At 43.8% G+C, this 11,893-nt stretch carries 6 protein-coding genes; 4 read left to right on the top strand and 2 right to left on the bottom strand.

Going from position 1 to position 11,893, the window contains the following annotated elements; genetic code table 11:
* Positions 1-2: 2 nt before the first annotated feature.
* Together DW738_RS08140 and DW738_RS08145 are read left to right on the top strand one after the other, a co-directional pair.
* Positions 3-1,649 (top strand): sensor histidine kinase, encoded by a 1,647-nt coding sequence (locus DW738_RS08140; RefSeq protein ID WP_023022067.1) that lies wholly within the window; start codon positions 3-5, stop codon positions 1,647-1,649.
* Between the two features lie 12 nt (positions 1,650-1,661).
* Positions 1,662-2,960, top strand: coding sequence for a response regulator transcription factor (locus DW738_RS08145; RefSeq protein WP_123160783.1), 1,299 nt, complete (start codon positions 1,662-1,664; stop codon positions 2,958-2,960).
* A 52-nt stretch (positions 2,961-3,012) separates the two neighbouring features.
* Here the strand turns inward: DW738_RS08145 and DW738_RS08150 are convergent, their stop codons facing one another.
* Positions 3,013-3,855: a methyltransferase domain-containing protein gene (locus DW738_RS08150; protein WP_123160784.1), complete on the bottom strand. Its 843-nt coding sequence runs from the start codon at positions 3,853-3,855 to the stop codon at positions 3,013-3,015.
* 56 nt (positions 3,856-3,911) lie between these two features.
* Positions 3,912-5,168: a tyrosine--tRNA ligase gene (tyrS, locus tag DW738_RS08155; protein ID WP_123160785.1), complete on the bottom strand. Its 1,257-nt coding sequence runs from the start codon at positions 5,166-5,168 to the stop codon at positions 3,912-3,914.
* 199 nt (positions 5,169-5,367) lie between these two features.
* On the opposite strand from tyrS, the gene pbp1b reads away from it, so the two are divergent.
* Both pbp1b and rpoB read left to right on the top strand, forming a co-directional pair.
* A complete protein-coding gene (gene pbp1b, locus DW738_RS08160) occupies positions 5,368-7,809 on the top strand; it encodes a penicillin-binding protein PBP1B (RefSeq protein WP_123160786.1) in 2,442 nt (813 codons plus the stop codon).
* A gap of 422 nt (positions 7,810-8,231) precedes the next feature.
* Entirely contained in the window at positions 8,232-11,801 is a 3,570-nt protein-coding gene (gene rpoB / locus DW738_RS08165) for a DNA-directed RNA polymerase subunit beta (protein WP_117744988.1), read from the top strand.
* Positions 11,802-11,893 lie beyond the last annotated feature (92 nt).

The raw sequence follows: 11,893 nt of genomic DNA on the forward strand, positions 1-11,893 counted from the left end.
TTATGAAAAAAATATGGTTAGCAACACTTTTGAAATTCTATGCCTATATCATGGTCGGGATTATCACGACCTTAGGTGTGACGGTTTCTTTGATTTATTGGCATAATCAGAAGGCAGAGACAGATCGAATCGCTCAGTTGATTTCCTCTCGCTTGACTGCTGAGGTAGAGGATATTTATAAGAGATCTTCTCAATGGGGGAAGAGTCTGGTTGAAAATCCAGCCAAACTTGAAGGTGTTTATAAATATTTTTCCTTGACACCTTCTGAATACGAAAGTTGGCGACTGGATCATTATTTTTCCAACTATATTCAAGTCTCCCTGCACCGCAATGTTGAGACTCTTTACTTGGAACACGACGCCCTGGATGAAATTGATTTGGTGTTAAATGACTACACAACGGTCTTTGTCTCCAGTAAGAATAAAAAAGGAGGGCAACAAGTTCCAGCGGATCAATACGTGGCTAGTTCACAAGCGATTCCAGTTTCCTTGACGGATGTTACGACTGGCGAAGATATTGGACTGGCTTATATTAAAATCAATCCGGCGCTTTTAGATTCTGTTGTCGACAATATTCAAGACACGATTCCAGTTGCCGTCCAGATTTATAATCCCTTGGGGAAGGTTTTTTACCACAGGGGAGACATCAATCCAGAAGATCATAGTCAGTGGATTGTGCGGGATACTGCTTACGGCTATCAAATCTGGGTTGGGATTCCGACCTCTTACACGGTTCGAACAGCCTTATTTAGTTTTACCTGGATGATTTCGGTCGCCTTAATCCTGGTCTTAGTCTTGTATCTCTTGCTTCAACGAATTTTCCGTAATTACCAAAGACAAGTTTTGGATTTGGTAGATACCATGGAAGCCATCAGCCAGGGGGATTCTGAGCGACGGATCAATGTGGATACCAAAGAGCAGGAGCTCCTCCTAGTTGCAGAAATGACCAATACCATGTTGGACAATATGGACAAGTCTATTCGGGATATCTATCAGCTACAACTGAGCCAAAAAGATGCCAATATGAAGGCCTTACAAGCGCAGATTAATCCGCATTTCATGTATAATACCATGGAGTTTATTCGCATGTATGCAGTCATGCAGGATCAAGAAGAATTAGCCGATATTATTTACGAATTCAGCAGTCTCCTTCGAAACAATATTTCAGAGGAGAAAGAGACGACCATAGAAAATGAGTTGGAATTTTGTAGAAAATACAGCTATCTCTGTATGGTACGTTATCCAAAATCGATTGCCTATGGCTTTAAAATTGAACCCGGTCTGGAAGAGATGATTATTCCGAAGTTTACTCTTCAGCCGCTAGTGGAAAATTATTTTGTTCATGGAGTTGATCACAAACGTAAGGACAATGTCATTAGTATCAAAGTCCGTCGTGTTGGAGAAGCTGTGGAGATTCGTGTTCAGGAAAACGGGAGAGGAATGGAACCGAGCCAGTTGCAACGGATCCAACAAATATTGAGTCATAGGGATCCTCGAGAAGAAGTAGAAGAGAGTAAGGAACGACAATCAATTGGGATTGTCAATGTCCACGAGCGTTTCCTTCTCTACTTTGGGGATCGTTACCACATTCAAATTACATCAGAAAAAGGAAAAGGTGTCCTCTATACGATTACCATCGAGGACACTTAAGAGGAAAAAATCGTGTATAAAGTCTTATTGGTTGACGATGAATATATGATTACTGAGGGGTTGAAAAAACTGATTCCCTTTGAAAAATGGGACATGGAGGTTGTTTACACAGCAGAGGATGCGGATCAGGCCTTGGCTTATGTTGCGGATTATCCAGTAGATATCGTGATTACGGATGTCAATATGCCAGGAAAAACTGGTCTGGAAATGATTGATCAAATGCAGTCTATTCTTCCCCATGCAGCTTATATCATTATGTCGGGTTACCAAGATTTTGCTTATGTAAAAAAAGCCTTAAACCTCCGGGTAGCAGACTATCTGTTAAAGCCTGTCAATAAGGTGGAGTTGGGGAATATCCTAGAAAAATTATCTCAAACTCTGAAAAAACCAGATCAAGAGACGGCCAATCGGCTCCTTCATGAAGATTGGTCAGAAGAAGAGTTTGAGCAGGCCATCCGAGGAAGAAAGCAACTCTGGATTGGAGTGGATAAGGAAAGGAAAGGCTTTGCCAGTTCGTCTTATCAGGTCTTGGGACAAAATCTTCAACTCTATCTTTCAGATGAGGATGAGGGGGCTTTCCTACAGCGTCGTTTCCAAGCACCTTATAAGGAACATTTTCAACAGTTTAAAGAGCTTGTTGAACGAAGACTATTTTATGGGGATCTCCCTTTGGAAGAAGAAGATGGCGTCTTTAATTACTACGAACCCATTTACCGAGTCATCATCCAGGGGAATATCCAACAGATTTTAGAGGAGTTGAACTGGTTGGAGGAAACCGTGAAAAGACATACTCCAAAAGTGGCGATAGCCAAGCAACTCTTTATTCAGTTTATTATGGATGTCTTTCATTTATTTGAACACCTGCACGGAGATGACCTGACAGAAGTTGTGAAAGCTGTTCATGAGACAACGACTTTCGAGGATCTTGTTACCTGCGTTCGGAACCAATTGGAGAGTTTCTTCTCTCAATATCGAATGAACAATAATGTGGCGACTGTCTTGGAAGTTATTGGACGTGACTATCGGAAGGAACTGTCGCTCAAGGATATTAGCAAAGATCTCTATATCAATCCCGTTTATTTAGGACAATTGATTAAACGTGAAACCAATTCCACCTTTGCTGAGCTCTTGAATAAACAACGGATCAAAGCGGCCCAACAGCTACTTTTATCCACAACTGAAAGTATTGAAGATATTTGCTATGAAGTCGGCTACAGTAATGTCGGTTACTTTTACAAGGTTTTCCGCAAGTTGTGTGGCAAGTCGCCCAAAGCCTACCGTCAACAAATCGGCGTAGAGGAAAGTGACTAATCTATAAACATAAAAAAAGACCCTCCATTTGTCAATCAATGGAGGGTGTTTGTTAGTTGTTTCTTCCAACCAAAATAGTGGCAGAAATAGTGATGTGAGTCAAATCGCTCCAGTCGATTTGAGATGCATCGACATGAAAGAGGAGAGGCGTCATGCTCAGAAGAGCCTCCCGCAATGCTGGTGTGAGTTCGAAAGTTTCCTGGCAATGGAGGCTTTGTTCAACCGTAAAATGATCAGAGAAATGTTGAATAATCTGCTCATTGGAATAATCGGCCTGATCGAGGTGCTCCTTAACCTTCTGACGAATTTCTTGCAGATGGCTTGCTGTTGGGATGACCTTGATAAGGCGACCGTCTGGGGCCAGGATCCGTTTAAATTCCTGATAGTTCGCTGGCGAAAAGATGTCTAGAAGAAGGTCCATACTCTGGTCTAAAAGAGGGAGGCGAGCTAGGTCCCCGACAAACCACTTGACCTTCCATTCATGGTCGCTCTTAGCAGCCAGCTGGATCGATTCCTTAGACAAATCGAAGGCGTAAAAGGAATGGTCTGGATACCGTTCTTGCAAGCTGCGAGAATAGTACCCTTCCCCGCAACCAATATCTAAAATGTTGGATGGATGGTCCAGTGGAGACAAGCATTCTGATAGGGTAGTAAGGATATGGTCGTAGAAGCCGTTCTCTAAAACTAGTTGCCGGTTTTGGAAACTCTCCTTGTCATAGTCCTTAGAGGGCTTCACTTGTGGAGCCAAGTTCACATAGCCAAACTTAGCAAGGTCAAAGGAGTGACGGTTGGGACAAGTCAAGCTTTGTTGGACCAGGTCAAGGGCTTCCTGACAGATGGGACAGGCAAAAGCTGTTGCGGTCTGAAATCGTTGTAATTTTGGTTTGATCGTCATGATACTTCTAGTGTACCAAAAAACCTCTGAAAGTCATAGTTTCAGAGGTCTTCTTTTTAATAAGTCAAGACAAAGTATTTTTTCTTCCCACGGCGGATAACAGTGAGTTCGTTCTCTAACTTATCTGCATCACTTAAGACATAGTCAAGGTCTTGGATGCGGTCACCGTTGACGTAGATAGCTCCGTTTTGTACGTCTTCACGGGCTTGGCGTTTTGAGTTAACTACGCCAGATGATACGAGCAATTCTACGATGTTGTGGTTTTCGTCTGCTTGTACTTGGTAGTTTGGCACACCACGAAGTCCTTGTTTGAGTTCTTTGACAGAAAGGCTTTTGATGTTTCCTGCAAAGAGTTGCTCAGTGATGTTAAGGGCTTCTTTGTAGGCTTCTTCTCCGTGAACCAGAGTCACGACTTCACGAGCAAGGACTTTTTGAGCCAAGCGTTCGTGTGGAGCTGCTTCGAATTGTTTGCGGATTTCTTCAATCTCATCCAGTGACAAGAAGGTAAAGATTTTCAAGAAGCGAACTGCGTCAGCGTCCATGACGTTCATCCAGAATTGGTACATTTCGTATGGAGAAGTCTTTTCAGGGTTGAGCCAGACAGCATTCCCTTCAGATTTGCCAAACTTCTTACCAGTTGCGTCTGTGATGAGGGGCACAGTGATTACGTGACCAGTCTTGTCAGCCTTCCGACGAAGCAACTCAGTACCAGCTGTCATATTTCCCCATTGGTCAGAACCACCGATTTGCAGAGTGACATTGTGGTCTTGGTTGAGGACAAAGAAGTCGTAGCCTTGCATGATTTGGTAGGCAAATTCAGTGTAAGAAATCCCTGTTTCAATTCGTTTCTTCACAGATTCCTTGCTCATCATGTAGTTGACAGTAAAGTATTTTCCGATGTCGCGAAGGAAGTCAATGAAGCTGATGCTGCCAAACCAGTCGTAGTTGTTGACCATGACAGCCTTGTTTTCCCCATTTTCAAAATCTAAAAAACGAGACAATTGCCCTTGGATAGAAGTGACCCAACCGTCTACAGTCCCCTTAGTTTGTAAACTGCGCTCGGCATCTTTGAAAGAAGGGTCTCCAATGAGTCCGGTCGCACCACCGACAAGCGCATAAGGTTTGTGGCCTGCCAATTGTAAGCGACGACTGGTCAAGATTGCAACAAGGTGCCCAAGGTGCAAACTATCAGCAGTTGGATCGTAGCCAGTATAATACGATACTTGTCCTTCTTCTAGGGCTTTACGCAAAGCATCTTCGTCAGTCGTTTGGAAAATCAAACCACGTTCTTTTAGCTCATCAAAAATGTGCATCGTTCTCTCCTTTTCTAAGCTACTGGCCAGATCGATGAAAACAGTCCAGTATCTGTATGGTTTCTCTCTATTTTACCATAATGACTTGAAATAGCAATGAATGGACGAAAAAAATCCAATTGGAAACAGTGTTCTCAACTTTAGGAATTGAAAAGAAAGTAGTCCATTTGGTATAATAGGAAGGACAAGGAGAAATAGAGTGAGTCAAATGAGAGAATTTTTTACAAAGTGCGGGAAGAAAATAAAAGGCTTCTTTGCCAAAATGACTGTTGAAGTCAATGAGAAAGAAGACAAGGAGGGCTGGTCATTAGGAGATTTCGTAGCGACAGTTCTCCGAACCATGAAGCTCCTTTGGGATGTGTTATTGGTGTTTGCTTTAGGTGGCCTCTTGTTTGGAGCAGGGATTGCGATTGGCTATGCGGCCAGTCTATTTAATGCGACAGAAACACCGGATCCAACACAGCTGGTTCAACAAGTACGAAACATTTCCAGTGTTTCAAAGATTTCCTACTCAGATGGGAGTGTCATTTCTGATATTGATAGTGACCTCATTCGGATTCCTGTTCAAAAGGATGCGATTTCGGACAATGTTAAAAAGGCCGTCATTGCCACAGAAGATGAGAATTTTAACAGCCATAACGGGGTTGTTCCAAAAGCAGTAATCCGGGCTACCTTGGGTTCAGTTGCTGGAGTAGGTTCCTCTAGTGGGGGTTCGACTTTGACCCAACAGTTGATCAAACAACAAGTTGTGGGAGATGCACCGACCTTCTCACGGAAAGCTGCGGAGATTATCGATGCCCTTGCTCTTGAGCGGGTAATGGATAAGGACGAAATTTTAACGACCTACCTCAATGTATCTCCATTTGGTCGAAACAACCGTGGACAAAATATTGCTGGAGTAGAAGCGGCAGCTCAAGGGATTTTTGGAGTTTCTGCCAAAGACTTGACCATTCCACAGGCGGCCTTTATTGCTGGTTTGCCACAGAGCCCAATTGTCTACTCACCTTATGCTTCTGATGGAAGTCTCAAAACTCCAGAAAATCAAGCTTTAGGCTTGGATCGGGCAAAGGATGTCTTGTACAATATGTATCGGACAGGGGCTATCACTAAGGAAGAGTACGACCAATATAGTCAATATGATTTAAGTAAGGATTTCCTTCCGTCAAATAGCATCGAGAAGACGCCACACGACTACTTGTATTTCCAAGCCGTCAGTGAAGCGGAAGAAGCCATGTATGAGTATTTAATCAAGAGAGACAACGTCTCTAGCCACGACCTAAAAAACAATTCGACCGTTAAATCTTATCAAGAGTTGGCAAAGAAAGAATTGAGAGAGGGTGGTTATACGGTCCAAACCACTATCAACAAAGCTATCTACAATGCCATGCAAGAAGCGGTTGCCAATTATGGAGGCATCTTGGACGATGGAACGGGTACGGTAGAGGTAGGGAATGTCCTTATGGACAACCGAACAGGGGCTATTCTTGGCTTTGTTGGGGGACGGAATTTTGACGGGAATCAAAATAACCATGCTTTTGACACGGAGCGTTCTCCAGGGTCTACCATTAAACCCTTGCTGGCCTATGGGATTGCCATTGACCAAGGCTTGATGGGAAGCAATAGTATCCTCTCCAATTACCCAACCAACTTCTCTAGTGGAGAGCCAATTATGCACGTGGATAATCGAGGGACTGGGATGATGGACCTCCGAGAGGCCCTCAACACCTCATGGAATATCCCAGCTTATTGGACCTATCGTACTCTTCGTGAAAAGGGTGTCGATGTCCCAGGATATATGGAAAAAATGGGCTACGACATCGCTGAGTATGGGATTGAAAGTCTGCCAATGGGAGGCGGAATCGAAGTAAGCGTTGCTCAACATACAAATGGTTATCAAACCCTTGCCAATAATGGGAATTACCAAAAGCGCTACATGATTGAAAAAATCATGGATCGAGATGGAAAAGTTGTTTACCAGCACGAAAGCAAGCCAACACGGGTTTATTCAGCAGCGGCTGCGACCATCATGCAAGATCTGTTAAGAGGGGTCATCAGTTCTGGTGCGACTACAACCTTTAAGAGCCGGATCAGCCAGGTCAATCCAACCCTTGCAAACGCTGATTGGATTGGAAAAACCGGAACTACCAATGAGAATGGAGATATGTGGCTCATGCTTTCTACTCCAAATCTCACCTTAGGTGGCTGGATTGGACACGATAACAATGCTTCCATGGCTCCGTTGACAGGATACAATAATAACGCAAGTTACATGGCCTATTTAGCAAATGCCATCTATCAGGCGGATCCAAATGCTTGGGGAGTGCAAGACCGCTTCACTCTAGATAGCAGTGTCATTTCATCTACTGTTTTGAAATCTACTGGACAACGACCTGGTCGTGTCAATGTCAATGGTCGTGATATCGATGTGTCAGGTGCAACGGTTACGAGCTATTGGGCTAAAAATGGCGCTCCACAAACGACCTATCGGTTCGCGATTGGTGGATCAGATAGTGATTATGCTAGTGCCTGGGCTGGAATCTTAGGCGGTTCAGGGGGGACTTCCAATGGAAATCGAAATACCAACCGGACAAGCAATTCGAACACGACAAGCAGTTCATCATCTAGTGGTCAAAACCGATAAAAATAATGAGGGGCAATACCATAAAATCGTTTTCATGTCTAGAGAAAACCTTGTGTTTTTTGTGAAAATACGATATAATAAGAACAAGTAATTTGTCGTGCGCTTTATTTGAAATATTGTCCAAATAGAAGCTTACAGCAGTTAAATCAAACTTTATAAAAGTCGATTTAGCTGCTCTTTTTGTGCCTATTTTTAGAAAAAACTGGGTTTGTCACACAAACTTAATCTTTCTAAAAATTCCAAAAAGGATAAATGATACGGAGGAGATTTCTTCTCACGTGATGTAGATCACACCCCCTTCATAACATCGTTTCGACTGGATGAGAACTATTCTGATGTAGTCAAAAGCGATCTAGAAACCGGATCTTCAGAGAGGGGCTTCCCCTAGCTGGTATCCTAGTATAGAAAAAGGAGTTAAAACTTTGGCAGGACATGACGTTCAATACGGGAAACATCGGACCCGTCGTAGTTTTTCAAGAATCAAAGAAGTTCTTGATTTACCAAATTTGATTGAAATCCAAACGGATTCATTTAAAGATTTTCTGGATCATGGTTTGAAAGAAGTTTTCGAAGATGTATTGCCAATTTCGAACTTCACCGACACAATGGAGTTGGAATTTGTCGGCTATGAGATCAGAGAACCAAAGTATACCTTGGAAGAAGCACGTATCCATGATGCGAGTTATTCTGCTCCAATCTTTGTAACCTTCCGCTTGGTTAACAAGGAAACAGGAGAAATTAAAACTCAAGAAGTTTTCTTTGGTGATTTCCCAATCATGACTGAGATGGGGACCTTTATCATCAATGGTGGAGAGCGGATCATCGTATCCCAGCTCGTTCGTTCACCAGGTGTCTACTTCAATGATAAAGTGGACAAGAATGGTAAGGTTGGCTATGGATCAACGGTTATTCCGAACCGTGGAGCTTGGCTAGAACTTGAAACAGACTCAAAAGATATTGCTTACACTCGTATTGACCGTACGCGTAAGATTCCATTTACGACCTTGGTTCGTGCCCTTGGTTTCTCTGGTGATGATGAGATTTTTGATATCTTTGGGGATAGCGAATTGGTTCGCAACACTGTCGAGAAAGATATTCATAAGAACCCAATGGATTCACGAACAGATGAAGCCCTCAAAGAAATTTATGAGCGTCTTCGTCCAGGTGAGCCAAAAACAGCGGAAAGCTCACGTAGCTTGTTGGTAGCCCGTTTCTTTGACCCACGTCGTTATGACTTGGCACCAGTTGGTCGTTACAAGATCAACAAGAAACTCAATATCAAGAACCGCTTGTTGAACCAAACAATCGCAGAACCATTGGTAGATGCTGAAACAGGCGAAATCCTTGTAGAAGCTGGAACAGTGATGACGCGCGACGTCATCGATAGCATCTCAGAACATTTGGACGGTGACTTGAACAAGATTGTCTACACTCCAAATGATTCAGCAGTCTTGACAGAACCAGTCGTTCTTCAAAAATTCAAAGTTGTGGCGCCTACTGATCCAGACCGCGTTGTCACTATCATCGGCAATGCAAATCCAGATGATAAGGTTCGTACCATCACTCCAGCCGATATCCTTGCTGAGATGAGCTACTTCCTTAACTTGGCTGAAGGTCTTGGCCGTGTCGATGATATCGACCACCTTGGAAATCGTCGGATTCGTGCGGTTGGTGAATTGCTTGCTAACCAAGTGCGTCTTGGACTTTCACGGATGGAACGTAATGTCCGTGAACGCATGTCTGTTCAAGATAACGAAGTATTAACACCGCAACAAATTATCAACATTCGTCCAGTGACTGCAGCGATTAAAGAATTCTTTGGTTCTTCACAATTGTCCCAGTTCATGGACCAACACAACCCACTTTCTGAGTTGTCCCACAAACGTCGTTTGTCAGCCTTAGGGCCTGGTGGTTTGACACGTGACCGCGCTGGATATGAAGTCCGTGACGTGCACTACACTCACTATGGTCGTATGTGTCCAATTGAAACACCTGAAGGACCAAACATCGGTTTGATTAATAACTTGTCTTCATACGGACACTTGAACAAGTATGGTTTCATCCAAACACCATACCGTAAAGTAGACCGTGAAAAAGGTGTGGTGACTAACGAAATCGTTTGGTTGACAGCTGATGAAGAAGATGAGTATATCGTAGCACAGTCCAACTCTAAGTTGAACGAAAAAGGTGGTTTTGCCGAGCCAATCGTTATGGGACGTCACCGTGGTAACAACCAAGAGTTCCCATCTGATCAAGTCGACTACATGGACGTGTCTCCAAAACAAGTAGTTGCCGTTGCGACAGCATGTATTCCGTTCTTGGAAAACGATGACTCCAACCGTGCCCTTATGGGTGCCAACATGCAGCGTCAGGCTGTGCCATTGATCGATCCAAAAGCGCCTTATGTGGGTACTGGTATGGAATACCAAGCAGCCCATGACTCAGGAGCTGCAGTCATTGCCCAACACGATGGTAAGGTTACTTATGCGGATGCAGACAAGGTAGAAGTTCGTCGGGAAGATGGATCCCTTGATGTTTACCACATCCAAAAATTCCGTCGTTCAAACTCAGGTACTGCTTACAACCAACGTACCCTTGTGAAAGTTGGCGATGTCGTTGAAAAAGGTGACTTTATCGCAGACGGTCCATCGATGGAAAAAGGGGAAATGGCCCTTGGTCAAAACCCAATCGTTGCCTACATGACTTGGGAAGGCTACAACTTCGAGGATGCCGTTATCATGAGCGAACGCTTGGTCAAAGAAGATGTCTACACATCTGTTCACTTGGAAGAATTCGAATCAGAAACGCGCGATACCAAGTTAGGCCCTGAAGAAATTACTCGTGAAATTCCAAACGTTGGGGAAGATGCTCTCAGAAACCTTGATGAAATGGGAATTATCCGTATTGGTGCGGAAGTGAAAGAAGGCGATATCTTAGTTGGTAAGGTCACACCGAAGGGTGAGAAAGACCTTTCTGCCGAAGAACGTCTCCTCCACGCCATCTTTGGAGATAAATCTCGTGAAGTGCGTGATACATCCCTTCGTGTTCCTCACGGTGGAGATGGAGTCGTTCGCGATGTCAAGATCTTTACGCGTGCAAACGGAGATGAATTGCAATCTGGTGTGAACATGTTGGTTCGTGTTTACATCGCACAAAAACGTAAGATCCGCGTCGGAGATAAGATGGCCGGTCGTCACGGAAACAAAGGGGTTGTTTCTCGTATTGTTCCTGTTGAAGACATGCCATACCTTCCAGATGGCACACCGGTTGATATCATGTTGAACCCACTTGGGGTGCCATCACGTATGAATATCGGTCAGGTTATGGAACTTCACCTCGGTATGGCAGCTCGTAACTTGGGTATCCACATCGCAACACCAGTCTTTGACGGAGCAAGCTCAGAAGACCTCTGGGATACTGTTCGTGAAGCAGGTATGGATAGCGATGCTAAGACCATTCTTTACGATGGCCGTACAGGTGAGCCATTTGACAACCGTGTTTCTGTCGGTGTCATGTACATGATCAAGCTTCACCACATGGTTGATGATAAACTCCACGCTCGTTCTGTCGGACCATACTCAATGGTTACCCAACAACCACTCGGAGGTAAAGCTCAGTTTGGTGGACAACGTTTCGGGGAAATGGAAGTTTGGGCCCTTGAGGCTTATGGTGCGTCTAATGTCCTTCAAGAAATCTTGACCTACAAGTCAGATGATGTCAACGGACGTTTGAAAGCTTATGAAGCGATTACCAAAGGAAAACCAATTCCAAAACCAGGTGTGCCAGAGTCCTTCCGAGTACTCGTGAAAGAATTGCAATCACTTGGATTGGATATGCGTGTTCTAGATGAAGATGACAAAGAAGTTGAACTTCGCGACCTTGACGAAGGGGAAGACGACGATGTTATCCACGTAGATGATCTAGAAAAAGCACGTGAAAAAGCAGCTAAGGAAGCTCGCGCAGCTTTCGAAGCTGAAGGGAAAGAAGATTAATAAAATATGTAGTTCAAGAGAGTAGAAAACCTGAGAAGGTTGTCTATCTCGAAGCTTTAGAGTTGAAGGTGTGAAGAAAATTCCTTCTCTCC

The organism is Streptococcus sp. AM28-20 (assembly GCF_003603595.1).
GTDB lineage: Bacteria > Bacillota > Bacilli > Lactobacillales > Streptococcaceae > Streptococcus > Streptococcus ilei.

Coding starts and splice junctions, on each gene's coding strand:
- DW738_RS08140 (WP_023022067.1), top strand. CDS start 3: ATGAAAAAAATATGGTTAGCAACACTTTTGAAATTCTATGCCTATATC.
- DW738_RS08150 (WP_123160784.1), bottom strand. CDS start 3,855: ATGACGATCAAACCAAAATTACAACGATTTCAGACCGCAACAGCTTTT.
- tyrS (WP_123160785.1), bottom strand. CDS start 5,168: ATGCACATTTTTGATGAGCTAAAAGAACGTGGTTTGATTTTCCAAACG.